Below are 23650 nucleotides of genomic sequence, written 5' to 3' on the forward strand. Positions count from 1 at the left end.
GGTCAGCTCGGGAGCACGGCACCGGCGCGGTAGCCGACTCCGCGGACGGTCATCACGATGTGCGGGTCGTCCGGATCCTTCTCGACCTTCGCGCGCAGACGCTGCACATGCACGTTCACCAGCCGGGTGTCGGCCTTGTAGTGGTAGCCCCAGACCTGCTCGAGCAGCATCTCGCGGGTGAAGACCTGCTGCGGTTTCGAGGCGAGGGCGAGGAGGAGGTCGAACTCGAGCGGAGTGAGGCCGATGCGCGTCTCGCCGCGTCGCACCTCGTGCCCGGCGACGTCCAGGCTCAGGTCGCCGACCTGCAGTGTCGCGTTGGCGACGGCGGTGGCTGGGCGCAGGCGCGTCTTGATGCGGGCGACGAGCTCCTTGGGGTCGAACGGCTTGACCATGTAGTCGTCGGCGCCGGACTCCAGGCCCTGCACCACATCGGAGGTGTCGGATTTGGCGGTGAGCATGATGACCGGGACGCCGGACTCGGCACGGATCGCGCGGCACACCTCGATGCCGTCGATACCGGGGAGCATCAGGTCGAGCAGCACCAGGTTGGGACGGCCGCGACGGAAGGCCTCGAGCGCGCCGGATCCGTCGGCGCAGAAGGAGACGTCGTAGCCGTCCGCGCGCAGGACGATGCCGATCATCTCGGCCAGTGCGGCGTCGTCGTCGACCACCAGAATGCGCGCGCTCATCGGTCTGCTCTTCCTCGTCTCGGGTCGCGCCCGCCGACGGCGCACACGGTGACCGGTCCAGGCTAACCGACGCACCTCGCTCCGGGCGGGGAGCGGGAAAGGCACCGCCAGGGGAGGTCCCCGCCCGCCCGCCTGTGACAGCATGGTGAGGATGACCGACGCAGCGCAGTGGCCTCCGCCCGCAGGGCGCCCGGACGACGCGGCCGACCCGGCGCAGGACGATTCCCGGCGCCCGCCGACTGCGCCGCCGCCCCCACCCGCCCCCGCATCCTGGTCGCCCGCACCGCCGATCGCCGGGCCCTGGCCACCGACTCCCGCCGCCGGCCCGTGGGCCCCGCGGCCACCGGCTCGTGGGCGAGCGGCCCCGGTCGCCCCGCTCAGGGCTGGACTCCCCCACCCAAACCTGGCCTCGTGCCGCTGCGCCCGCTCGGCTTCGGCACTCTGCTCGGCGCGCCGTTCCAGGTCCTGCGTCGCAGCCCCCGCACCACCCTCGGGGTCGCCCTGCTGGTGCAGGGTCTCGGCTCCGTCCTCGCCCTGGCGGTCTACGGCCTGATCGCCGTGCTCGCCGTCGGGCGCATCGCGCAGGCGGAGGCGGCGGACCGCGACGCGGTCGGAGCGGGATCCCTGGCGGTCGTCATCCTCGCGGCGCTGATTCCCCTCGCTGTCTCCCTCACCACCGGCGCCCTCGTGCAGGGCGTGGTCGTGCTGGAGGTCTCGCGCGGGGTCCTCGGCGAACGCACGAGTCTCCGGCAGCTGCTCGCCCGCCTTCGCGGCCGCTTCTGGGCGCTGATCGGCTGGACCGTCCTCCAGGGCGTCGGCTACCTGCTCCTGGCGCTCCTCGCGGTGGCGCTGGCCGTGCCGCTCTTCATCGTCGGGGCGCAGGACGGCCCCTCGAGTGCGATCGTCGGCGGGATCCTGGTGCTCATCGGGTCGGGCCTGGTGGCCCTCGCCCTCGGTGTCTGGCTCTCGACGAAGCTGGCCCTGGTGCCGAGCCTGATCGTGCTGGAGCGGCTTCCGCTGGGCCGGGCGGTCGCCCGCTCCTGGCGCCTCGTGGCAGGCGGGTTCTGGCGGACCTTCGGCGCGCTCGCGCTGATGACGGCGATCATCCAGGCGGCGGGCCAGATCGTGGCCACCCCGTTCAGCCTGCTCATCCCGATCGCCAGCGCCCTCATCGCTCCGACCGACCCAGAGGTGCAGGTCGTTTCCTCGCTGGTGGTCTCGATCGCCTCCGTCGCCCTGGGCCTGGTGCTCGGCGCGGTCGGTACGGTGCTGCAATCGGCGCTGACGGGCCTGGTCTACCTCGACCGGCGGATGCGCCGCGAGGGCTTCGACCTGGTGCTGATGCGCCATGTCGAGGAGCGCGCTGCGGGGCGAGCGTCCCCCGATCCCTTCCCGGTGCCGGAGCGCCCGTGATCCTGGCCGCGGTCCCCCTCGACCCCGACGCGGACGAGGCTCGGCGGCTCCTCCTCGAGGAGCTCGCCGACCCGCGTTACCGGGCAGCCGAGCCGACGCTGTTCGACCGGGTGGTGCAGGCGATCCGCGACTGGTTCGCCTCGCTCACCCTGCAGGGCGACGGGTCGCCGGTGCCGGTCGCCGCGGTGATCGGCGTGCTGGTGCTGGTGGTGCTCGTGGTCGCGGCACTCCTGATCGCCGGGCGCCCGCGCGCCGCGCGCCGCAGCGCTGTCACCGGTGCGGTGCTCGCCGACGACGACACCCGCTCGGCCGCGACGCTCCGGTCGCTCGCCGAGGAGGCCGCCGCTCGCGGGGACTGGGATGAGGCACTGGTCGAACGTTTCCGCGCCCTGGTGCGGTCGCTCGACGAGCGGACGGTCCTGCCGGTCTCACCCGGCACCACCGCGTTCGGACTGTCCTCACGGGCCTCGGCCGCGTTCCCCTCCTCCGCCACCGCCCTGCGCCGCACGGCGGAGGACTTCGACCGTGTTCGCTACCTCGGGCAGCCGTCCGGGCGTGCCGAGTACGAGCGGGTCGCCGCTCTGGACCGCGAGCTCGCCGCTGCCTCGCCGATCCTGGACGCCCTCGGGGTGACCCGTTGAGCGGCAACGCGGTGAACGGCGCCCCGGTGAGCGTTGACGCGGTGTCGACCCCGACCCTGGGCGCGCTGCTGCGCCGCGGTCGGGTCTGGGCGGTGCTGCTGGTGATCGTCGGAGTCGGCACGCTGCTGCTGACCGTCGCCACCGGTGCCCGCGTGGCCGCCCCGGACCTCGACGTCGACAGCGCCACTCCGGACGGCGCCCGCGCGCTCGCGCAGGTGCTGCGCGATCAGGGCGTGGACGTCGTGCGCGCCGACGACCTCGGCTCCGCCCTCGCCGCCCTCTCCCCTGGCGCGACCCTCCTCGTCGACGACCCGGACGTCGCCCTCGACGAGACCCAGTACCGCCGACTCGCCCGAGCCTCCGCTGCGCTGGTGCTGGTCACCCCCGGCGGAGCCGCAATCGACGCCCTGCTGCCGGATGTCCGCTTCGCCGGCTCACCCGCCGACGACGGACTGCTCCGCGCCGAGTGCGCGCTGTCCGCGGCCGAGCGCGCCGGCAGCCTCCCCTCCGGCGGGACCAGCTTCCGGATCCTCACAGGAGGCGCCGTCGGCTGCTTCCCCTCGGGCGACGACGGATTCCTCCTGGTGAGCAGCGAGTTCCCGCAGGGAGCACAGGTCACCGCGATCGGCGACGCCGACCTGCTCCGCAACTCCACCATCGCCCAGGAGGGCCGGGCCGCGCTCGCGCTCGGCCTACTCGGCGGCGAGGACCGGCTGGTCTGGTACCGCGCGCAGGCAGCGGATTCGGCGAGCGCCGTCCCCTCGACCGCCGACCTCGCGCCGCGCTGGGTGACTCCGGCCCTCCTGCTCCTGGTCGCTGTCTTCGTCGCCTCCGCGCTGTGGCGCGGGCGCCGTTTCGGCCCGCTCGCCGTCGAGCCGCTGCCGGTCATCGTCCACGCGAGCGAGAGCGCTCGGGGCCGTGCCCGGTTGTACGCCCGCGGAGCGCTGCGCCCCCGCGCCCTCGACGCTCTGCGCATCGGCACCCTCCGGCGCACAGCCACGCTCCTGGGCCTGGCTCCGGCGGCCGGAGTGGACGAGATCGTCGCGGTCGCTGCCGAGCGTCTCGGCCGCGACCCGGCCACACTGCGCCGGCTGCTCATCGACGATCTGCCGAGCGACGACGCCGCGCTCGTCACCGCCTCCGACAGTCTCCTGCGCTTGGAGAGCGCGCTGCGCGCCACCCTCTCCCCGACTCCCGCCCGACGACCGGAAGGCCCCTCCCGATGAGCGATACCACCCCCTCCGCCCGGCAGGGAGCGCAGGTCTCCGACGACGACCTGCGCGTCGAACTCGACCATGTCCGCTCCGAGGTCGGCCGCGCGGTCGTCGGCCAGGACGGTGCCGTCTCCGGACTGCTGATCGCTCTGCTCGCGGGCGGCCATGTGCTGCTGGAAGGCGTCCCCGGAGTCGCGAAGACGCTCCTCGTGCGCGCCCTGTCGGTCTCGCTCGGGCTCGACACCCGGCGCGTGCAGTTCACCCCTGATCTGATGCCCGGCGACATCACCGGCTCGCTGGTCTACGACGCATCGACGTCCGACTTCGCCTTCCGCGAGGGCCCGGTCTTCACGAATCTCCTGCTGGCGGACGAGATCAACCGCACCCCGCCGAAGACCCAGGCCGCGCTCCTGGAGGCGATGGAGGAGCGGCAGGTGAGCGTCGACGGCCGCACCCTGCCGCTGCCGGACCCGTTCCTCGTTGCCGCGACCCAGAACCCGGTGGAGTACGAGGGGACCTACGTGCTCCCGGAGGCCCAGCTCGACCGGTTCCTGCTCACACTCGTGCTGGACATCCCACCGCGCGACGTCGAGGTGGAGGTCCTCTCGCGCCATGCCGCCGGATTCGATCCGCGCGACCTTGGCGCGGCGGGCGTGCGCCCCGTGCTCGACGCCGCCCGGCTCCGCGCCGCACAGGCCTCAACCCGCCGAGTCGGTGCCAACCCCGACGTCCTCGGCTACATCGTCGATCTCGCCCGCGCCACCCGGGAGAGCCCGAGCGTCAAGCTCGGCACCAGCCCCCGCGGCTCGACAGCCCTGCTGGCCGCGTCCCGCGCTTGGGCCTGGCTGAACGGCTACGGCTCGATCACCCCCGACCATGTGCAGGCGATGGTCCTGCCGGTGCTGCGCCACCGCATCCAGCTGGAGCCGGAGGCAGAACTCGAGGGTGTGCGCACCGAGGCGGTCCTGGGCGGGATCCTGCAGCAGGTCCGCGTCCCGGTCTGAGCCGTGCACCTCACCGGACGCAGCGTCCTCGTCCTCCTCGTCGGCCTGATGCCGGTCGTCCTGCTCGGCGGCCGCACCGAGGTCGCCTTCGCCGTGCTCGGGCTCTGGCTCCTGGTCTGGGCGGTCCTCGTCGGCATCGACATCGCGGTCGCCGGCTCGCCGCGCGCCGTCGCGCTCGAGCGGCGGGCGCCGGAGCGGGTGCGGCTCGGCGAGCGGGCCGAGGCGACCCTCCTGGTCACGAACACGGGGTCCAGGAGGATCACGGGGGTCCTCCGCGACGCCTGGGAGCCCTCGGCCGGCGCTCTGGTCACACGGTCGCCCGTGCGTCTGCCCTCGGGCGAGCGCCACGCGATCGTCACCGTGCTGGAGCCGCGCCGCCGCGGCGAGCGCCGGGCGCTGCACGTCACGATCCGCTCCCTCGGGCCGCTCGGCCTGGCCGGGCGTCAGGCCACGCGGGCCGCGCCGACTGTCGTCCGGGTGCTCCCCGCCTTCCGCTCCCGCCGCCACCTGCCGTCGCGGCTGGCGCGGCTGCGGGAACTGGAGGGAGGTACCAGCGTGATGATCCGCGGGCAGGGGACAGAGTTCGACAGCCTGCGCGAGTACGTCCGGGGCGACGATGTCCGCTCGCTCGATTGGCGGGCGACCGCGCGTCGCCGCGAGCCGGTGGTGCGGACCTGGCGCCCCGAGCGCGACCGGCGCGTGATCATCGTGCTCGACACGGGCCGCACCTCCGCCGCCCGGATCGAGGACGAGCCGCGCCTGGACACGGCGATCGAAGCCTCCCTCCTGCTGGCCGCCCTGGCCGCCTCCGCCGGCGACCGGGTCGATGTACTGGCCTTCGACCGGGCCCGACGCGCTCGAGTCCACGGCGCCACCGGATCGGAGGTGCTGACCCGCGTGGTCGACGCCCTCGCCCCCGTGCAGCCCCAGCTGATCGAGACTGATTGGGCGGCCGTCCCCGCGCAGGTGCGCACCCTCGCCTCCCAGCGCTCCCTGGTGGTGCTGCTCACCGCGCTCGATTCGGTCGGCTCGGCGGAGGGGTTGCTCGCGGTACTTCCGCAGCTCACCCGAGTGCACACCGTCGTGGTCGCCTGCGCGCTCGATCCCGACGTGCAGCGGATGGCGGCCGACCGCAGCGACTTGGCCGCGGTCTACTCCGCAGCCGCGGCGGAACGCTCGCTGGCCGACGTGGACCGGCTCTCCGCGGCCGTCCGCCGCCTCGGCGGGGACGTGGTGCTCGGTAGCCCGTCCGCTCTGCCGCCGGCGCTCGCCGACCGCTACCTCGCGCTGAAGGCGGCCGGGCGGCTCTGACGCGCCGCGGTCAGCTGGCCGCGATGCTCCGCGATCCGGCCTCGAAGCGGTCGAGGTCACCCGTCTCGCCCGCTCGGGTGGCCCGGCCGCCGACGACGATCATGTAGACCAGGAAAGCGCCCAGTGCGAGCGCGCCGATCCCGATCTTGAGCCACCAGGGCCACGGCGCCGGAGTGACGAAGCCCTCGATCACTCCAGAGACCAGCAGCACGAAGACCAGGCCGATCGCCACCGTGAACAGGCTGCGCGCGTCCTCGGCGAGCGCTTGCCCTCGGGTGCGCGCTCCCGGAGCGATCCAGGCCCAGAAGATGCGCAGTCCCGCCGCCGCCGCGACGAATACGGCCGTCAGCTCGAGCTGCCCGTGCGGCGCGATGTAGAGGAAGAAGGTGTCGCCCTCGCCCGCGTGGAACATCACCGCGATCGAGGTGCCGAGGTTCTGCGCGTTCTGCAGCAGGATGTACGGCACGAAGATGCCGACGATCCCGAAGGCCACGCACTGTGCCGCGATCCAGGCATTGTTGGTCCACACCTGGCCGGCGAACGACGCAGCCGGATTCTCGGAGTAGTAGTCGATGAAGTCACCGCTGGCGAAGCGCCGCAGCTCCTCGTCATCGCCGAGTGCGGCGAGCAGGCGTGGGTCGCCGAGGATCCAGACCGCGTACAGCGTCGCCACGACCGCGGTCGCGAGGGCCACCACGAGCGTCAGCCAGCGGAGCCGGTACAGCGCCGCCGGAAGGGAGAGCACGACGAAGCGGGAGACAGCGGCGAGCGGCTCCGCGCGCGTCCCGGTCAGCCGCCCCCGAGCCCGCGAGAGCGACACGGCCAGTCTCGTGCCGACGGCCGTCGAACCGGCGGTGGAGGAGATCGCGGCGAGATCCGCGGACGCGGCCTGGTAGCGCTCGATCAGCTCGTCCGCCTCGGCTCCGCTCAGTCGGCGCCGGCGCGAGAGCTCGTCCAGGCGGGTCCATTGCGCAGCGCGCGCGGCCGAGAGAGCATCGATGTCCATCTCCTGACAGGATAGCCAGGCATGCCGCTGAGGCCGAGCATCCGGGAGGAGCACCGTGGAGGAGCAGCGCACCGAGTTCGACGACGCGGACCTGATCACGGGCGAGGCGATCGCGCTGGAGGTGCCGGTCACCTCCTTCGTCCTCCGTGCGGCCGGCGCGATCATCGACCTCGTCGCGGAGGTCCTGCTCGCGCTCGGCCTGTTCCTCGTGGTGATCGCTCTCTCCGGCGACGGCGGCCTGGACCCGGCCGCCTCGGGCGCCGTCGCGATCGCGGCCCTGGTCGTCGCCGTGGTGATCGTGCCCGTCACCGTCGAGACTGCCAGCCGCGGACGCTCGCTCGGCAAGCTGGCCGTCGGTGCCCGCGTGGTCCGCGACGACGGCGGGTCGATCGGCTTCCGGCACGCACTGGTGCGCGGTCTCACCGGCGTGCTCGAGATCGTGATGACCTTCGGCGGTCTGGCCGCCGTCGTCGGGCTGCTCTCCTGCCGCTCCCGGCGCCTGGGTGACGTCCTCGCCGGCACGCACAGCCAGCTCGAGCGCGTGCCCCGGGCGCAGCCGCTGGTCGTCGAGGTCCCGGAGCTGCTGAGGGACTGGGCGGTTACCGCCGACACCGCGCGCCTTCCCGACGCCCTGGCGCGCCGCCTGGCGCAATTCCTCCGTCAACGCCACGGAATGACCGAACCCTCACGCTCGCAGCTCGCCGCCGCGCTGGCCGACGAGACCGCGGGTCACGTCTCTCCGCTGCCCGCCGCGCCCGCCGAGGACTTCCTCCTCGCCGTCGCCGCGCTCCGCCGAGCCCGGGAGGAGCGGGCGCTGCGCCTCTCCGACCAGCGCCTCGAACGGCTAGCTCCGGTGCTCTCGAGCACCCCGCGCGGCTTCCCCGAACGGCCGTGAACGCCGACGCCCGGCGCCTACCGGGGCGTCGGGCCGTAGCGAACGATCTGCCAGCCGCGCGGGACGAGGAGCCGCCGATCGTGCTCCGCGCAGAGGTCATAGCCGTGCGGGTCGGGCGCCGGGCTGAGGGGTCCGACCGCCACCAGCGAGTCGCGGTAGTCGTAGGTCAGCGTGACGACGGCCTCCGCGCGGCAGCCCGTCCGCGAGCAGTGCCGTCCGGTCATCGCCGCCCACAGTAGCAATAGGCTGGAGGCATGCCCCGCGCTCGTCGTTCCACCGCTCGCGCGACAAGCGAGTCGCGCGGCGGTTCCCGCAACCGGCACGGCCGTGGGGCGCGCGGCCCGATCACGGGGCCGCACCTGCCTCCGCTCCAGACGCGCACCGACTTCTTCGAGGCGACGATCGGCTCGGTCATGGACTACCTCCGCGGGACGTGGCCGGAGGAACTCGCTGGGGTCCGCGTCGATGTTGCCACGACTCCCGACGTCGACCCCGACCACCTCCAGGGCACCGGCATCGCGCGCTGGCGCGTCGACCATGCTGCGCGCCGCATCACGCTGTACCGCGTCCCGATCGAGCGCTTGGCGAAACTGCACCGGCGCGACGAGTGGCACCAGCGGATGGTGATCGAGAGTTACGTGTTCCGCGCCGTCGCCGAGCTGCTCGGCCGGGATCCGTGGGACATCTCCCCGGACCGCTACCGCCACCCCTGAGGCGCCGCCCCCACTGGGTCAGGACCCACCGGAGGATCAGTTCCCACCGAAGGATCAGTGCGAATACACGGTGACCGGCGACGACAGCGGCCCCGGCGGCACGACCGCGTAGGACGCGATTTTCCCGTCACCCGCGATCGAGACCGACGCCTGCACCGGCTGCGTGCTGGTGACGACGACGGAGTCCGTACCGAGCGGAGTCGCGAGGGCCCCGTATGGGCTGAGCTCCAGCGTCCGCGAACCGCTCGCCGCCGAGATCACGACCGAGGCGATCGAGTCGCTGCCGTTGACGAGGTGCAGACGCGCGCCGCCCTCGCCCGTGTTCGCGAGAGCGAACGGCGTGGTGGTCGAGGAGCCGGAGGCGAACCAGGCGAAGTCGGTACCCGCGGAGCCGGTCGACGTCGTCCGCCCCGCCGCCACGATCGGCTGGTCGGCGCGCAGAACGACGCGGTAGGAGCCGTCCGCCAGGCCCGTGAGCGGAACCTCGCCGACCAGGCCCGCCGGGACGACCACCTGGGTGGAAGTGCCGGACCCGCTGGGATCCTCGTTGCTCACCTCGACCGAGACCGTGCTGTCGGCGTCGCCGGGGGTGAGAATGCGCAACACCGGACTACCCGCTCCTCCGCTGCCGTCGTCGCTCGCGGTCTGGGTGGGGGGTGCGGTGATCTCGAGTCCGGCGATCACGGCGAGAGTGTCCGGGCCGGCCGAGGGGCCGGTGGTCTCGACACCCTCGGGGGTGAGCCCGGAGATGGCGCTGCTCTGCATACTGGCGGCGACCTCGCCGCCGCGCGCGGTCACATGCACCACGGGCTGGACGACTCCGGGCGCGAGGCCTGCGAGCGGGAGGGCGCGGACGGCCCCGGCCGGGACGACGATACCCGTGGCGCCGGTGGCCTGGATCCTGCCGTTCTCACCGAAAAGGGTGAGGTCCACGGTCGCAGCGACCGCGCTCGGGTTGGCCAGGATCAGCACGGACGTGCGTCCGACGTCGGTCGAGCCGGCGACGAGCCAACTATCGGCTGAGGGTTCGGCGCAGGCTCGGGCCGAGAGCCCCGAGAGCGTGGCGGTGCCGATGACCTGGACGCTCACCCCGCCGGGGGCGGGCTCGGAGTCGGCGGGCACCCGGATTCCGGTGATGCCCGTACCCGGAGCGGCGATGTCGTTCTCGCCGAGAACGCTCGAGCCGGAGGTCGAACCGTCGGGCCAGAGCGCGGTCGTCGAGCCGTCTAAGGCGCGCAGCTGCTCCGGCTCGCTCGCGTCGATCAGGTCGCCTCCGCAGACGAGGGACCCGTCGGCGGCGACCGGGGTCACGACCACCCCTTCGGCAGCGCGAGAGGCCAGGGGCATCGAGACGAGCTGGGGAACGGTCACGGCGGCCGCGGCGATGACGATGCCGGCGACTCCGACGGCGCTGCGCAGGGCGGTGCGGCGCCGGTGCGCGGCCGAGGGGGCGCGCTGCGGAGTCGCTGCGGCGTCACGGTCGGCTCGGCGCTCGGCGCGGGAGCGGCGGGCGGAGGATTCGGGCATCTGCTTCTCCTGGTCGACCGGCTCAGACATCGTCGTTCCCGTCGTCGAACTGACCGGTGGCTTCGCCCGGCTCGTCGTCGATCCCGGCGACAGCGGCGCTGGAGCGGCCGCGCTCGAGCGAGAGGCCGGTGGGCACCGCCAGCAGCAGGGCGACGATGAAGACGAGGAGCAGGGCGATCGTGTAGGCGATCCCGAAAGGTCCGACGACACCCGACGGAGCCGCCTCGGTGCGGGTCTCCCCCGCGTCGACGGCCGTCCAGAGCAGGCCGTAGCGGGTGTCGCCGATGGCCGAGAAGGCCGCATTGCCGTCGAGGGAGACAGCGGCGCGCGCCCGGACGGCTGCTGCGGCATCGCCGACCTGGGTGCCGGCGGGCTGGGTCAGCACGACGAATCGCACGCCGAGCCGTTGGAGGGCGGCGGGAACGTCGTAGCCCGTGCGCGAGACGAGGTTGCCGGCGAGCTCGTCGATGGCGTCGGTACGCGATGCGCCGGTGCTCGCGAGGGTGGACTGCTGGTCGAGCGTCGCGCCCGCGCCGCGCTCCAGGCGCGCGAGGACTCCTCCATCGGCCTGCGGGACCAGCACGATGGTGCCGACCCGCGGGTCGTTCTGCGCTTCGGCGGCGACGTAGGCGGGGAGCGAGCGGTCCGAGGTCGTCGACACGGAGGTGCCGGGGCTCGTCGGGAAGGCGATAGCGAGCGGGCCGACGAGAGCGGCGACCGCGGCGGTGATGACGAGCGCCGGGACGATGCGAACGGAGCGGATCGCGGCGATCGAGAGCGAGGCGCCGATGACCAGGCCGAGCCAGTAGAGGCTGAGGCCGGTCCCGCTCCACACGGACACCGCCTCAGAGCCCGTGGTGGCGACCTGGACGCCCTGGGCGAGCGAGGCCGTCAGCAGACCAGTCGCGGCGACACCGACTCCGCCGAGCGCCGCAAGGTTGTTCGGAAGCAGCAGAGCGGCCAGTGCCGCGACGATCAGCGGGACGGCGAGCACGGCGGTCACCAGCCCGGCCGCGGACGCGTCGACCCCCAGCCCGCCGAGGAACGCGAGCCAGCCCGCGGGCAGCCCTGACGGGAATCCGGCTAGCAGCGCAACGAGGTCGGACGGCGCGGACGGCAGCGGCACGCCGGGATCGGCGAGGATCGCGAGCCAGTCGCCGCGGGGGACCCGGGCCAGCACCAGCGGGAAGAACAGGACGGCCGTGGGGATCGGCAGGCCGAGGAAGCGTCCGATCCGGCGGCCGGAGGTGGCGAGGACCACGAGCCAGATCACCAGGAGCGGCACGGCGAGCACGGGCGCGCAGGCAACGACGGCGGCGGCCAGGATCGACGCGGACGCGGAGGCGGACCACGAGCGGTTCGCGCCGAAGCCGGCGAAGAAGAGCCACGGCAGCAGCACATGCACCAGCAGTGCTGCGGGACGCCCGTCGGCCTGCGCCGCGAAGAACGCGGGAGCGAGGACGTAGACGAGGGCTCCGGCGGCGCGGGCGGTGGCGCGCGGGGTCAGTCGCGCAATCATCAGCCAGGCGCCCATCGCCGCGGCGGGCAGCGCGACGAGATAGAGCAGCACCAGCGCGTAGCTCGGCGACCAGAAGGTCAGCGAGCCCAGCACCGCGAGGACGGCCGTAAAGGGATCGGCCGCTCCGATAAATCCGGGACCGAGGTCGCGCCAGCCGTAGGCCGCGTTACGCCAGAGTTCACCGACCGTCGGCGAGAGCGTCAGGAGCCCTCCACCGCTCAGCGCGGCGGCGGCGAGGAGCCGCGTGTAGATCACCAGGCCGGCGAGCGCGGCGACGAGGACGACCCACACTCCTCCGCCCTGGAAGAAGTGCAGGGGGTGGTGCTCACGCCCGGCCTGGACGCGCACCGCGTCGTGGCGCACCGAGCGCAGCTGCCGCACCACGTCGAGCGGGATGCGCAGCGGCGCGATCGCCTTCCAGCCGACGTTCTTCGACGAGCGCAGCACCGTGCGAGCCCGGAACACCTTCGTGCCGCCGAAGGCGACGACGAGGGCCGCGAGCAGCTCGCCGCCGACCAACCCCGGCTGCTTGCGCAGCAGGCGCACGACGGCGCGGCCGACGGCCAGCGGAACGAGCGAGAGCCAGTGCAGGAGCACGAAGGCGACGGGCGCATAGGCGAGCCGGCGGTGCAGCTGCGCGGTGCGGTGCTGACGCGCACGGCGTCGCTCCCCGCTGTCGATGCGGCGGCCGTCCGGACGTTGCAGGCCGATCCGGGCGGTGGTGACGCGGGCGTCGGGCACGCGGCTGACGCGGTGTCCGGCCAGGCGGGTGCGGATCGAGAAGTCGAGGGCGTCGTCCACAACCGGCAGCCCGGGGTCGAAGCCGCCGAGCTCCTCCCACAGGGAGTGGCGCACGAGCATGCCGCCGGCGGCGACTGCCAGGACGTCGGGGGTGGAGTCGTGCTGCCCCTGGTCGAGTTCGTCCTCGACCAGGTGGACCGTGGTGCCGTGCTTGGTGATCGACTCGCCGTAACTACGGATGTAGCCGGAGCGCGTCCAGTCCATGATCTTCGGCCCGGCGACGGCGACGGAGGGAGCGACCTCGACGGCTCCGAGGAGGGCGGCGAGGGCGCCGGGCTCGGGGGCGGAGTCCTGGGCGAGCAGCCACAGCCACTCGTCGTCGCCGGCCGGGGGTTGCATCACCCGGACCGCGCGGGCCACGGCCTGGCCGAACGGGAGGTTCTCGGCCACCTGGACGAGCTGCGTCGGACCCCAGGAGGCGAGGAGTTCGTCGGTGGAGTCCTTCGAGGCACCGTCGACGAAGACCGTCGCGTCGGGCAAGCGGGTCTGCGCCCGCAGTGCCGTGAGGGTTCGTTCCAGATAGGCCGCGCCGTTGCGCGCGACGAGGACGGCGGTAACTCGTGGATACATCGCGGACCACCCTAAGCGATACCGCCGTGCCGCCCGCCTGCGGCTCGCCGCCCCGCCGATCGGCACGCGGAACGCGCCTCGAAGAGGGGCAGCTCAAGAGGGGCAGCTCAAGAGGAGCAACTCAGGCGCGGCGGCGCAGCTTCCGGCGCTCGCGCTCGGACAGGCCACCCCAGATACCGAAGCGCTCATCGTTCTCGAGTGCGTACTCGAGGCACTGCGAGCGCACCTCGCACGAGGTGCAGATCTTCTTCGCGTCGCGGGTCGAGCCGCCCTTCTCGGGGAAGAAGGCCTCGGGGTCGGTCTGGGCGCAGAGCGAGTCGACCTGCCAGGACAGGGCGCCTCCCGGCGCCTCGATGTCGGTGTCGATGCCGGGCCGGACCCCGGGCACGCCCAGTCGGACGGGATCGACGAACCAGTCCTCGGGGACTCCGGAGTGCTGTTCCGGAAGCGTCATGCCGTCTCCTACCCCTACCCCGCCTGCAAACTGATGAATGGCTACCACCCCTCGCGGAGCCGCTGCCTAGGTAATTACAGCGGTGTCATTCGCTCAGGTCAAGTCGCGGACCATAAACCCTCAACCCGCCGTGGAGGGTTTACGACACACCGGCGTGTCGCGAACGTGAACTGAGTTCAGGCGTTCCCGGCACTTCGAGCACGCCAAGCGCTCTCGACCATCTCGGCCACTGTGTGCCGCATCTCCCAGCCCAGATCGCGCGCCGCCCTCTCGCCGGATGCGACGATCCGGGGCGGATCCCCCGGCCGACGCGGGGCAACCTCGGGAGTGAACGCGATGCCCGTGCTGTCCGCGATTGCGCGCATGATCTCGCCGACGGAGGCGCCGGATCCGCTGCCCAAGTTGTAGACCGGGTCGATCGGCTCGCCCGCCGCCAGACGTCGAGCCGCGGCGACGTGCGCGAGGGCGAGATCGGCGACGTGAATGTAGTCGCGCACGCAGGTGCCGTCCGGAGTCGGGTAGTCGTCGCCGTTGATCCGCGGTGTGCGCCCATCAAGCAGCGCCTCGAACACCAGCGGGAACAGGTTGTGCGGGCTGGTGTCGTAGACGTCCGGGTAACCGGAGCCGACCACGTTGAAGTACCGCAGGGAGGCGTGCCGCAGGTCGTGCGCGCGCCCGGCGTCGGCGAGCAGCCACTCGCCGATCAGCTTCGACTCGCCGTAGGGCGACTCCGGGCTCTTCGGGGTGTCCTCGGTGACGATCTCGACGTCGACGGCGCCGTAGACGGCCGCGCTCGAAGAGAACACGATCGAGGAGACCCCGGCGCGCTGCATCGCCGCGAGCACGCGCATCGTGCCGGTGACGTTCTGCTCGTAGGTGTGCAGCGGGCGCTGGACCGACACTCCGGCGTACTTGAATCCCGCGACGTGCACGACGCCCTCAATGTCGTGCTCGGCGAAGACGCGATCGAGCAGCGCGTCGTCGAGGATCGAGCCCCGGTGGAACGCAATTTCCTCGGGCACGAACGACGCGCGACCCGACGAGAGGTCATCGAGCACGACGGGCTCAATTGCCTGCTCCGAGAAGGCGCGCACCACATGCGCCCCGATGTACCCGGCTCCCCCAGTGACCAGCCATGCCATGTCGATCCTCCTCGGTGCTTGGCCCGCGACTGCGCGCGCCGGAAGCCACCCTAGCGGCGCGAATCGACGCGACCGATCCGCCGAGCGAGGCCGCTGCGGGAGGTCGTGCCGCCCCGGGCCGTCCTGCTCCTCCCGCCGCGCCATCGCCCTCCGCAGCGCAGGGCTCAGACCGTCGCGACGAAGAGCGTGCCGCGCCCGGTCACCGCGAGATCCCCCTCGGACGGCGTCACGAACACGCTCGCGCCGCGCGCGACGCGCACCGACCCCTCGGCGCCCGCGAGCGAGAACGAGCCCTCGGTCGCGAGCGCGATCGCCGGCCCGCGAAGGGCGACACGAGCGGTCTGCTCCGACTCGGGCTGGACAACGGCGAGGACGAAATCGGGGACGTCGGGCCGGTAGATGCGCACGCCCGGCCCCGCCAGCTCCGCGGGCAAATACGGCACCGGCAGAGGTGAGAACTCGAGCACGCTCACCAGCTCGGGCACGTCGATGTGCTTGGGGGTCAGGCCACCGCGCAACACATTGTCCGAGGCGGCCATCAGCTCGACGCCGGTGCCCGCGAGGTAGGCGTGGATGTTACCGGCCGGCAGGTAGAGCACCTCGCCGCGGGCGAGCCGGACACGGTTGAGCAGCAGCGAGAGCACGATCCCGGGATCACCGGGGTAGCTCTCGGCCAGCTCCCCGACCGTGGTCGTCTCGAGGCGGTCCTCGCCTGCACAGGCGCCGACGACGGCCGCCACCAGGCTTGCGACCTCGGCTCGGTCGCCGTCGACGAGCAGCCAGGATACTGCTCGGCGCAGCACGGCAGCGGGCTCGCCCTCGAGGGTGTCGGCGAAGCGGATGATCGCCGCCGACTCCTGCCCCGGAGCACGGTCGGCCAGCTCGACGAGCAACGCGCGGGCCTGCGCTGGTTCGCGGAAACCGCAGAGCGCGTCGAAGTTCTCGCTGAGCGCGTAGATCAGCTCGGGCTTGTGGAACGGGTCCTTGTAGTTGCGCTCGGCCGCGTCGCGGGCGATCCCGGCCTCCTCCTCCTCGACGAAGCGCCGCCGCGCCGTCTCGGCCGAAGGGTGCGCCTGGAGCGAGAGCGGGCCGCCCGCGGCGAGGATCTTGAGCAGGAACGGCAGGCGGGGGGCGCCCGAGACCGGATCGACCGAGCCCTCGACCCCGGCCAGCGTCGCGGCCGGCTCCTTTGCGATCCACTCGGCGAGGGTCGCGGCGCCGACGGAGGAGGGGTCGAGGATCCGCGCGGGCGAGCCCGGGTGCGCCCCGAGCCAGAGCTCGGCCTCGGGGCCACCGGAGGGCACGGTGCCGAGCGCCTCCGAGATGCCGGTGAGCGAACCCCAGGCGTAGTCACGGGGCGTGTTGCCGATGGGGATGAACACGGGAGCGCTCGCCTTCCGTCCAAGAGGTGGGATCGGAGCCGCTCACCCCGATCCGCGGGGGCCGCTCCGCTGCGACGCTAGCAGGATCCACAACATGCGCCCGGGAGCAGGGCCTGCCTGTTGGTCCTCTCCGCCAGAGGACGCGGCGCTCGGCGGCGGCCTTCGTACGCTGGGCGCAGCAGCACCGTCGCCGTCAGCCGTCGCCGCTGCGTCCGACGAACGAGGGAGCACGACCATGAACAGCACGACCTTCGAGACCTTGACTGCCGACTTCTACGGGTTCGAGGCGGCGCTCACCTCCGCCGAGAAGGAGCTGCTGGTCGGCGTGCGTTCCTTCCTCGAGGAGCAGGTGCGGCCGATCGCCGACGACTACTGGGAGCGCGCGGAGTTCCCGCGGCAGCTCATCCCCGGCATCCACGCCACCGGCGTCGTCGGACTCTCCTGGCCCGAGACTCGCGCGATCGAGAACTCCGCGGTGTTCCGCGGCTGGGTGGCGCTGGAACTGGGCCGGGTCGACGCCGGAATCGCGACCTATGTCGGGGTGCAGAACGGCCTGGTGATGGGAACCGTCGGCGTCGCCGGCTCCCCGGAGCAGCGCGCCGAGTGGCTGCCGAAGCTCGCCTCGGGCGAGGTGATCGGTGCCTTCGGGCTGACCGAGCCGCACTCCGGCTCCGACTCCGCTCAGGGCCTGCGCACGACCGCGCGACGCGACGGCGACAGTTGGGTCCTCGACGGCGAGAAGCGCTGGATCGGCAACGCGACCTTCAGCGACGTCACCGTGATCTGGGCCAAGGATGTGCAGGACGGCCAGGTGAAGGGCTTCCTCGTTCCCACCTCCACTCCGGGCTACCGGGCCACTGCCATCGCGCGCAAGCAGAGCCTGCGCACCGTCCAGAACGCCGACATCGTGCTCGAGGGCGTACGAATCCCGGAGTCGCTGCGCTTGCAGGGCGCGAACTCGTTCCGCGACACCGCGAAGGTGCTGCGGCTCACCCGCGCCGAGGTCGCCTGGCAGGCCATCGGAGTCGCGATCGGCGCCTACGACGCGGCGCTGCACTATGCGAAGGAGCGCGTGCAGTTCGGCAAGCCTCTGGTCGGGCATCAGCTGGTGCAGGACCTCCTGGTCAAGAGCATCGGCAACATCACCGCGAGCATCGCTTTGGCGACCCGCGTGTCCGAGATGCTCGACGCCGGCGAGCAGCGCGACGAGCACTCCGCTCTCGCCAAGGCGTACACCACGGCCAGGATGCGCGAGACCGTCGCCTGGTGCCGCGAGGTGATGGGCGGCAACGGCATCGTGCTCGACTATGGCGTCGCGCGGTTCTTCGCCGATGCGGAGGCGCTCTACTCCTACGAGGGCACTCGTGAGATGAACACCCTGATCGTGGGCCGTTCGATCACCGGAACGGCCGCCTTCGTCTGATCCGCCGCGTGTCCGCTCCCGGGCGGACCCCTCGCGGACGGAGGGCGTCGGCGCCCGGCGCGCCACGGTCGCTCCCTAGACTGATCGCCATGAACCGACGCGCCGCGCCCGCCGCTCCCCGAGCGCTGGCGGTGGCGGTGCTGGCCGTGCTGCTGGCGGGTCAGTCGCTGCGCAACCTCGTCGGATGGTGGGGCTGGGGCCTGGTCGTGGCGGTGCTGCTCGCCGCCTGTCTCGTCGTTCTGCTGCGGGCGCGCCCGCGGCTGCGCTGGGCTCGCACACCGAAATCGCTGGTCCTGTTCCTGGGCCTGGCGGTGCTCTCCCTGCTGTGGTCGGCCTATCCGGGAGCAAGCGCCATCGGAATAGCGGCGCAGCTCGCGACGACCCTGGGCGCAGTGGTGCTCGCGGTGACCCTGAGCAGCCGCGAGTTCCTGACCGCGCTCGGGCGGGCTCTGCGCCTTGGCGTCGGTCTGTCGCTCCTGTTCGAGCTCGTGATCGCGGTCGTGGTGCGTCGGCCCGTCCTGCCGGTGGGAGTGGAGCCGCCCGCCGGTGGCCGGATCCCCGAGGCCTTCTACTGGTCGCAGGCCGCCCTCCTCACGGGCGACCCGATCCAGGGCATCGTGGGCAACCGCAATCTGCTGGGCTTGCTCGCCCTGCTCGGCCTGATCGTGATCGCGATCGAGCTCGCCGCTCACTCGATCCGCCCGCGCTGGGGAGCCGCGTGGGTCGCCCTGTTCGCGGCGACCCTCTTGCTCACCCGCTCCGCCACGGTGCTGCTGTGCCTCGTCGCCGTCGTGCTCGCCGCCGCGTTCGCCCTCTGGGCCCGCCGGAGAGGCGAGTCCGGCCGCCGCCCCGTCTATCTCAGCGCGGCGGGACTCGTGGTGGCCGCGGTCCTCGCCGGAGCTGCGGGCTGGGGCGCGCTGCTCGGCCTGCTCGGCAAGAGCGAGGACGCGACGGGGCGCCTGGACATCTGGGACTCGGTCATCGGGCTCGCGATCCAGCGCCCGGTCCTCGGCTGGGGTTGGGTCAGCTACTGGGCTCCGTGGGCGGCTCCGTTCGACACCCTCGCCGAGCGCCGCGGGGTGCTCTACCTGCAGGCGCACAACGCCTGGCTCGATGTCGCCCTCCAGCTCGGAGTGGTCGGGCTCATCCTCTTCGCCGCGCTCGCGGTCTCGACGCTGTGGCGCTCGTGGTTCTGCGCCGTCGACCGGCCCCGGCGGGATGCGACCTCGACCCTCCCCTACACCGCCGTCGGCCTCGCACCGCTGTTGATCGTCGTCGCCCTGCTGGCGCAATCGCTCCTCGAGAGCCGGATCCTGATCGAGGGCGGCTGGCTGCTCCTGGTCGTGCTCGCAGTGCAGACCAAGCAGCCGGCGACCGAGTCGCCCGAGGTCCTCACCGCGACTCCACTGCCCCTCGTTGACGCCTCCCCGAGGCGATGAGGCCCCGCCGCCCCTCGCTCCCGGCCTCCGTCGCCGACGCGACGGCATCCCCGCGGTTCGCCGCGGCCCTCGCGCAGACCACGCTCGTCACCGTGCTCTGCGCCCCGGCGGTCCGCGGCCTGATCGGCTGGCCCGGCTACCTCGCCGCCGTCGCGACGCTCACCGCCCTCGCCGCGGTCATGCTTGTCCGGCGTCGCGGCCGGCTCGACTGGGAGGGCCTGCTGCCCACGAGCATCCTGGTGTTCCTGGGGTGGGTCGCGCTCAGCGTGCTCTGGAGTGACTACACCTGGGCGACGGTCTCGAGCGTCGTCTATCAGGTCGCTCTGGCGTTCCTGGCGATCGCGATCGGACTCACGCGCGACATCATCCAGATCATCCGCTCCGTCGGCGACGTGCTGCGAGTAGTGCTGGTCGCCTCACTCGCCGTGGAGGCGTTCTCTGGCGTGCTGATCGACCAGCCGCTGCGCTTCCTCGGCGTCGAGGGGCTGCTCGCGGTCGGCGGGCCGATCCAGGGTCTCGTCGGCACGCGCAACCAGCTCGGGCTGGTCTGCCTTCTGGCGATCGTGACGTTCTCGATCGAGTGGGCGACCCGCTCCGTCGCCCGCTGGTCGGCGATCGCCTCGATCATCCTCGCCGCGCTCACCCTGGTCCTCACGCGCTCGGCCATCAGCGCGGGCGTACTCGCGGTGGCCGCCGTCGTCGCCGTCGCGCTCCGCTGGGTGCGCCGCGCCGCCGGCTCCCGTCGGCGACGGCGCCAGTTCACGGTGCTCGGAATCGCCACAGCCGCCGCCCTGACCTCCTGGCTCCTGCGCTACCGCGTGATCGAGCTGCTGAACGCGGGCAGCGAGTTCGAGTTCCGGCTGCGGCTCTGGCAGCAGGTCTGGCGGTTCACGGATCTGACGCCGATCATCGGTTGGGGCTGGGTCGGCTACTGGCGCCCCGACCTCTACCCCTTCACCGCGATCGACTCTCTCTCCGGCCGCCCGCACTCGACGAGTCTGAACGCGCTGTTCGACGTCGCGCTGCAAGTGGGCGCGGTCGGAGTGGTGCTCTTCGTCCTGCTGATCGGCCTCGCGCTCTGGCGCTCCTGGCTGATCGCCTCCGAGCGCAAGGCGGTCGTGCACGTCTGGCCGGTGCTGGTGCTGAGCGTCCTGATGGTCACCGCGCTCGCCGAGAGCTCGATTCTGCTCGACGCGGGCTGGCTGCTCGTGGTGCTCTGCGCGATGCGGGCGGCGCAGGGACTGAGCTGGCGCCGCCTCCTGCACCCCCCGGGCTGACCCGCCTCAGCGCCCGCGGCGTTCGGCGACCGCGCGGAACACGGCGAGGTGCTCCTCGCGGCAGCGCTCCCAGCTGAACGTCCGCGCCCGCTCCACCCCGAGCGGCCCCAGCTCGGCGGTGCGGGCGATCGCCTCGAGGATCCCCTCCGCGATCGACCGCGGCTCGAGCGGATCGACGTAGACCGCCGCGTCTGCGCAGATCTCCGGCAGCGACCCGGAGTCCGAGACCGCGACCGGGCAGCCCGACGCCATCGCCTCGATCGGCGGCAACCCGAAGCCCTCGTAGAGGCTCGGGAACGCCAGCACAGCGGCTCGGCGGTAGAGATCGGCGAGTTCCTGCGGAGTGACGTGGCCGCGCCACTCGACGAAGTCCGGCAGGGCCCCGAGCCGGTGCAGATCTCCTCCGGTCAGCACCAGCCGGAGCGGGTGCCCCTGCTCGCGCAGCAGACGCACCGCCTCGACGAGCCGAGCGTGGTTCTTGTGCGGCCAGGCGCGCGCCGGGTAGAGGACGAAGTCCTCCCGCGTCCCCAGATTCGCGACGAAGCGCTCGGTGTCCACGCCCAGGTGCGCCACATGGATCCGCTCCTCGGGGATGCCCAGCAGCTCGACAATCCGCCCCTTCGTGAAGGCGCTGATCGTGATCACGGCGTCGGCGCGCCGGGCGGTCGCCTCGTAGGCGACACGCCGGAACAGGCGCTCCACCCGGGGAAAGAGCTGCGGGAGGTCGCGGTGCTGGAGGTCGAACAGCATCTGAACGTGACCCTGGCGGCGTGAGGGCCAGGGCAGCGGAACGGTGAAGGGGAAGTACAGCACGGCGCCGGGCCCAAGTCGGCGGCGCAAGCGCGGCGTGCGCAGCAGCGCCTGGAGCATGCCCACGGCACGGCGGCGGTGGCCGGCACCGCTCCACACACCGTCGGCCACGACCTCGGGCACGCCCTCGCTGAAGCCCCGCGCGTTCTCGGGGACGAGCACCTGCACCTGCGGTCCGTCCTCCCCCGGCCGCGCCGCCAGGAGGCGGGTCAGCGCACGCGCGTAGGTCTCACCGCCGCCCATGCCGCCCGGGTCGACGGTGAGCACGGCGAGCGTGACGAGGCGGGAGTGCGGCATGGCGTCCAATCGGGTCCGACAGGGGCCAGGATACCGGCGGGCCGCAGCGCTCCCGGCGCTCGGGCGTGCCCGTAGGTAGTATGTGTCCCGCTGTCATCGACCCCGACGAATTGGACCACAACGTGCCCCGCGCTTTGATCACCGGAATCACCGGCCAGGACGGCCTCTACCTCGCCGAGTTCCTCGTCTCGAAGGGCTACGAGGTGTTCGGACTCGTCCGCGGGCAGAACAACCCCAAGTACGAGCTGGTCCGCCGTACCGTCCCCGAGGTGACCCTGCTCACCGGCGACCTGACCGACGTGTCCAGCCTCGTGCGCGTCCTCGCCGCCGCTCAGCCCGACGAGGTCTACAACCTCGGCGCGATCTCGTTCGTCGCCTACTCGTGGGAGAACGCGTCGCTCACCACCGACGTGACCGGAAAGGGCGTGCTCAACATCCTCGAGGCGACCCGGCTCTACGCCGGCGCCGACACGTCGCGGGTGAAGTTCTACCAGGCCTCCTCCTCCGAGATGTTCGGCAAGGTGCAGCAGGTCCCGCAGAGCGAGGAGACGCTGCTCTGGCCGCGCTCGCCCTACGGTGTGGCCAAGGTCTTCGGCCACTACATGACCATCAACTACCGCGAGTCGTATGGCATGCACGCCTCCTCCGGCATCCTCTTCAACCACGAGTCGCCCCGCCGCGGCCCGGAGTTCGTCACCCGCAAGATCAGCCTCGCGGTCGCGCGGATCAAGCTCGGCCTCCAGGAGACCCTGGAGCTGGGCAACCTCGACGCGAAGCGCGACTGGGGCTTCGCCGGCGACTACGTCGACGCGATGTGGCGGATGCTGCAGCAGCCCGAGGGCGACGACTACGTGGTCGCGACCGGCGAGACCCACGAGATCCGCGAGTACCTCGACATCGCCTTCCGCCATGTCGGCATCGAGGACTGGGCCCCGTATGTGACGCAGAACCCCGCGTTCATGCGTCCGGCAGAGGTGGATCTGCTCATCGGCGACCCGGCGAAGGCCCGCGACGTCCTCGGCTGGGAGCCGAAGGTCTCGTTCCCCGAGCTCGTGGCGATGATGGTCGAGAACGACCTCGCCGAGCAGTCCGCGCTGATCAAGTAGTCATGCCTGCCGCTCTCGTGACCGGAGCGAGCGGGCAGGACGGGGGCTACCTCGTCGAGCGCCTGCTCGCCGACGGCTGGGAGGTCTCCGCGCTCGTGCGCGAGACCGACGACACCGCTCTGCCCACCGCCGTCCGTTGCTTCGAAGGCGACCTCCGCGACGCCGCCGGCCTCGGCCGTGTCGTCGCGGAGGCGGAGCCGGACACGGTCTTCCACCTCGCAGGCCTCTCCTCCGTCGCGCTCTCCTGGCAGGAGCCGGTGCTCACCGCCGAGGTGACCGGCACGGCGGTGGCCGCGCTCCTGGAGGCCTCGCTCGCGCTTCAGGAGTCGGCCGGCCGCGAGGTCCGCTTCGTCCAGGCCTCCTCCTCCGAGATCTTCGGAGCCGCGACCGAGAACCCGCAGACCGAGCGGACCCCGCTGCGCCCGGTGTCGCCCTACGGAGCGGCGAAGGCGTTCGCGCATCACCTCGTCGCGGTCTACCGAGGGCGCGGACTGCACGCCTCCTCGGGCATCCTCTACAACCACGAGTCGCCCCGTCGCCCGCTCAGCTTCGTGACCCGCAAGATCACCGCGGGCGTCGCCGCGATCGCCGCGGGAACGGAGTCCGAGCTCTCGCTGGGCAACCTCGACGCGCGCCGAGATTGGGGCTGGGCCCCGGACTACGTGGATGCGCTCGTCCGCGCCTCACGGGCCGACGAGCCCGGCGACTACGTCGTCGCCACCGGAGTCGCGCACTCGGTACGCGACTTCGTCCGTGCCGCCTTCACGGCCGCCGGCATCGACGACTGGGAGCAGCGGGTCACGATCGACCCGCGCTTCGCCCGCCCGGTGGACGCCCCCGAGATGCGCGGGGACGCCTCCCGTGCGCGCGAGGTGCTCGGCTGGGCGCCGACCGTCGGCTTCGACGAAATCGTCGCGCGCATGGTCGGAAACGACCTCGAGCTGGCGCGCCGCACCGCCTGACTCCCGCAGACGCGGCACTGACGACGAAGGCCCCTGCTCGTGGAGCGGGGGCCTT

The 23650-nt window shown here is 72.5% G+C and carries 21 protein-coding genes; 12 read left to right on the forward strand and 9 right to left on the reverse strand.

Translation table 11 applies throughout. The features are described 5' to 3' along the window. Positions 1-2: 2 nt before the first annotated feature. Positions 3-689, reverse strand: a complete 687-nt coding sequence (gene mtrA / locus C1O28_RS09100) for an MtrAB system response regulator MtrA (RefSeq protein WP_097165527.1) — start codon at positions 687-689, stop codon at positions 3-5. Between the two features lie 168 nt (positions 690-857). On the opposite strand from mtrA, the gene C1O28_RS09105 reads away from it, so the two are divergent. The 5 genes from C1O28_RS09105 to C1O28_RS09125 are packed head-to-tail and all read left to right on the forward strand — an operon-like array spanning position 858 to position 6272. Continuing rightward, complete coding sequence (locus C1O28_RS09105; RefSeq protein WP_127821488.1) at positions 858-2102, forward strand: DUF7847 domain-containing protein; 1245 nt, start codon at positions 858-860, stop codon at positions 2100-2102. Continuing rightward, positions 2099-2743, forward strand: coding sequence for a DUF4129 domain-containing protein (locus tag C1O28_RS09110; RefSeq protein ID WP_097165525.1), 645 nt, complete (start codon positions 2099-2101; stop codon positions 2741-2743). The genes C1O28_RS09105 and C1O28_RS09110 overlap by 4 nt, the downstream gene beginning before the upstream one ends. Further along, a complete protein-coding gene (locus C1O28_RS09115) occupies positions 2740-3969 on the forward strand; it encodes a DUF4350 domain-containing protein (RefSeq protein WP_097165524.1) in 1230 nt (409 codons plus the stop codon). Before C1O28_RS09110 ends, C1O28_RS09115 begins: the two co-directional genes overlap by 4 nt. Continuing rightward, positions 3966-4961, forward strand: coding sequence for an AAA family ATPase (locus C1O28_RS09120; protein ID WP_097165523.1), 996 nt, complete (start codon positions 3966-3968; stop codon positions 4959-4961). Before C1O28_RS09115 ends, C1O28_RS09120 begins: the two co-directional genes overlap by 4 nt. A gap of 3 nt (positions 4962-4964) precedes the next feature. Next, positions 4965-6272 carry a DUF58 domain-containing protein gene (locus C1O28_RS09125; protein WP_097165522.1) on the forward strand — a complete coding sequence of 436 codons (1308 nt, stop codon included), beginning with the start codon at positions 4965-4967 and terminating at the stop codon, positions 6270-6272. A 10-nt stretch (positions 6273-6282) separates the two neighbouring features. On the opposite strand, the gene C1O28_RS09130 is transcribed toward C1O28_RS09125, so the two are convergent. After that, positions 6283-7278, reverse strand: a complete 996-nt coding sequence (locus C1O28_RS09130) for a stage II sporulation protein M (protein ID WP_097165521.1) — start codon at positions 7276-7278, stop codon at positions 6283-6285. A gap of 55 nt (positions 7279-7333) precedes the next feature. Between C1O28_RS09130 and C1O28_RS09135 the strand changes: the two genes are divergently transcribed. Further along, a complete protein-coding gene (locus C1O28_RS09135) occupies positions 7334-8173 on the forward strand; it encodes an RDD family protein (protein WP_243392000.1) in 840 nt (279 codons plus the stop codon). A gap of 17 nt (positions 8174-8190) precedes the next feature. On the opposite strand, the gene C1O28_RS09140 is transcribed toward C1O28_RS09135, so the two are convergent. Further along, positions 8191-8397: a DUF3499 family protein gene (locus C1O28_RS09140; RefSeq protein WP_097165684.1), complete on the reverse strand. Its 207-nt coding sequence runs from the start codon at positions 8395-8397 to the stop codon at positions 8191-8193. Between the two features lie 30 nt (positions 8398-8427). On the opposite strand from C1O28_RS09140, the gene C1O28_RS09145 reads away from it, so the two are divergent. Then, positions 8428-8886 (forward strand): metallopeptidase family protein, encoded by a 459-nt coding sequence (locus C1O28_RS09145; protein ID WP_097165520.1) that lies wholly within the window; start codon positions 8428-8430, stop codon positions 8884-8886. A gap of 54 nt (positions 8887-8940) precedes the next feature. Here C1O28_RS09145 and C1O28_RS09150 read toward each other — a convergent pair whose 3' ends face one another. The 5 genes from C1O28_RS09150 to manA all read right to left on the reverse strand — a co-directional run bounded on the left by C1O28_RS09150 (position 8941) and on the right by manA (position 16281). After that, positions 8941-10413, reverse strand: a complete 1473-nt coding sequence (locus C1O28_RS09150) for a DUF5719 family protein (RefSeq protein WP_127821489.1) — start codon at positions 10411-10413, stop codon at positions 8941-8943. 22 nt (positions 10414-10435) lie between these two features. Next, positions 10436-13303, reverse strand: coding sequence for a glycosyltransferase family 2 protein (locus tag C1O28_RS09155; protein ID WP_097165518.1), 2868 nt, complete (start codon positions 13301-13303; stop codon positions 10436-10438). Between the two features lie 121 nt (positions 13304-13424). Beyond that, a complete protein-coding gene (locus C1O28_RS09160; RefSeq protein ID WP_097165517.1) occupies positions 13425-13757 on the reverse strand; it encodes a WhiB family transcriptional regulator in 333 nt (110 codons plus the stop codon). Between the two features lie 176 nt (positions 13758-13933). Next, positions 13934-14899: a UDP-glucose 4-epimerase GalE gene (gene galE / locus C1O28_RS09165; RefSeq protein WP_097165516.1), complete on the reverse strand. Its 966-nt coding sequence runs from the start codon at positions 14897-14899 to the stop codon at positions 13934-13936. Between the two features lie 164 nt (positions 14900-15063). Beyond that, the gene (gene manA / locus C1O28_RS09170) at positions 15064-16281 is read right to left on the reverse strand and encodes a mannose-6-phosphate isomerase, class I (RefSeq protein ID WP_097165515.1); all 1218 of its coding nucleotides are present in this window, start codon (positions 16279-16281) and stop codon (positions 15064-15066) included. A 235-nt stretch (positions 16282-16516) separates the two neighbouring features. Here manA and C1O28_RS09175 point away from each other — a divergent pair, with 235 nt between their 5' ends. From C1O28_RS09175 to C1O28_RS09185, 3 genes are all read left to right on the forward strand, one after another. Beyond that, on the forward strand, positions 16517-17704 hold the full coding sequence (locus tag C1O28_RS09175) for an acyl-CoA dehydrogenase family protein (RefSeq protein WP_097165514.1): 1188 nt from the start codon (positions 16517-16519) through the stop codon (positions 17702-17704). 89 nt (positions 17705-17793) lie between these two features. After that, entirely contained in the window at positions 17794-19143 is a 1350-nt protein-coding gene (locus C1O28_RS09180; protein WP_104248694.1) for an O-antigen ligase family protein, read from the forward strand. Further along, positions 19140-20420, forward strand: a complete 1281-nt coding sequence (locus C1O28_RS09185) for an O-antigen ligase family protein (RefSeq protein WP_097165512.1) — start codon at positions 19140-19142, stop codon at positions 20418-20420. The genes C1O28_RS09180 and C1O28_RS09185 overlap by 4 nt, the downstream gene beginning before the upstream one ends. Positions 20421-20426: 6 nt before the next feature. Here C1O28_RS09185 and C1O28_RS09190 read toward each other — a convergent pair whose 3' ends face one another. Further along, positions 20427-21527, reverse strand: coding sequence for a glycosyltransferase family 4 protein (locus C1O28_RS09190; RefSeq protein WP_097165511.1), 1101 nt, complete (start codon positions 21525-21527; stop codon positions 20427-20429). Between the two features lie 122 nt (positions 21528-21649). Between C1O28_RS09190 and C1O28_RS09195 the strand changes: the two genes are divergently transcribed. After that, positions 21650-22633: a GDP-mannose 4,6-dehydratase gene (locus tag C1O28_RS09195; RefSeq protein ID WP_181024631.1), complete on the forward strand. Its 984-nt coding sequence runs from the start codon at positions 21650-21652 to the stop codon at positions 22631-22633. Positions 22634-22635: 2 nt separating this feature from the next. Next, the gene (locus C1O28_RS09200) at positions 22636-23595 is read left to right on the forward strand and encodes a GDP-mannose 4,6-dehydratase (RefSeq protein ID WP_097165509.1); all 960 of its coding nucleotides are present in this window, start codon (positions 22636-22638) and stop codon (positions 23593-23595) included. The last annotated feature ends 55 nt before the right edge of the window (positions 23596-23650 follow it).

This window comes from Rathayibacter rathayi (assembly GCF_004011095.1).
Lineage (GTDB): Bacteria > Actinomycetota > Actinomycetes > Actinomycetales > Microbacteriaceae > Rathayibacter > Rathayibacter rathayi.

What these genes read in the sequence shown, in the direction of transcription:
- C1O28_RS09185 (WP_097165512.1), top strand. Translation starts at nt 19,140, where the DNA reads ATGAGGCCCCGCCGCCCCTCGCTCCCGGCCTCCGTCGCCGACGCGACG.
- C1O28_RS09160 (WP_097165517.1), bottom strand. Translation starts at nt 13,757, where the DNA reads ATGACGCTTCCGGAACAGCACTCCGGAGTCCCCGAGGACTGGTTCGTC.
- C1O28_RS09175 (WP_097165514.1), top strand. Translation starts at nt 16,517, where the DNA reads ATGAACAGCACGACCTTCGAGACCTTGACTGCCGACTTCTACGGGTTC.
- C1O28_RS09140 (WP_097165684.1), bottom strand. Translation starts at nt 8,397, where the DNA reads ATGACCGGACGGCACTGCTCGCGGACGGGCTGCCGCGCGGAGGCCGTC.
- C1O28_RS09180 (WP_104248694.1), top strand. Translation starts at nt 17,794, where the DNA reads ATGAACCGACGCGCCGCGCCCGCCGCTCCCCGAGCGCTGGCGGTGGCG.
- C1O28_RS09130 (WP_097165521.1), bottom strand. Translation starts at nt 7,278, where the DNA reads ATGGACATCGATGCTCTCTCGGCCGCGCGCGCTGCGCAATGGACCCGC.
- C1O28_RS09200 (WP_097165509.1), top strand. Translation starts at nt 22,636, where the DNA reads ATGCCTGCCGCTCTCGTGACCGGAGCGAGCGGGCAGGACGGGGGCTAC.
- galE (WP_097165516.1), bottom strand. Translation starts at nt 14,899, where the DNA reads ATGGCATGGCTGGTCACTGGGGGAGCCGGGTACATCGGGGCGCATGTG.
- C1O28_RS09190 (WP_097165511.1), bottom strand. Translation starts at nt 21,527, where the DNA reads ATGCCGCACTCCCGCCTCGTCACGCTCGCCGTGCTCACCGTCGACCCG.
- mtrA (WP_097165527.1), bottom strand. Translation starts at nt 689, where the DNA reads ATGAGCGCGCGCATTCTGGTGGTCGACGACGACGCCGCACTGGCCGAG.
- C1O28_RS09150 (WP_127821489.1), bottom strand. Translation starts at nt 10,413, where the DNA reads ATGCCCGAATCCTCCGCCCGCCGCTCCCGCGCCGAGCGCCGAGCCGAC.
- C1O28_RS09120 (WP_097165523.1), top strand. Translation starts at nt 3,966, where the DNA reads ATGAGCGATACCACCCCCTCCGCCCGGCAGGGAGCGCAGGTCTCCGAC.
- C1O28_RS09145 (WP_097165520.1), top strand. Translation starts at nt 8,428, where the DNA reads ATGCCCCGCGCTCGTCGTTCCACCGCTCGCGCGACAAGCGAGTCGCGC.
- C1O28_RS09155 (WP_097165518.1), bottom strand. Translation starts at nt 13,303, where the DNA reads ATGTATCCACGAGTTACCGCCGTCCTCGTCGCGCGCAACGGCGCGGCC.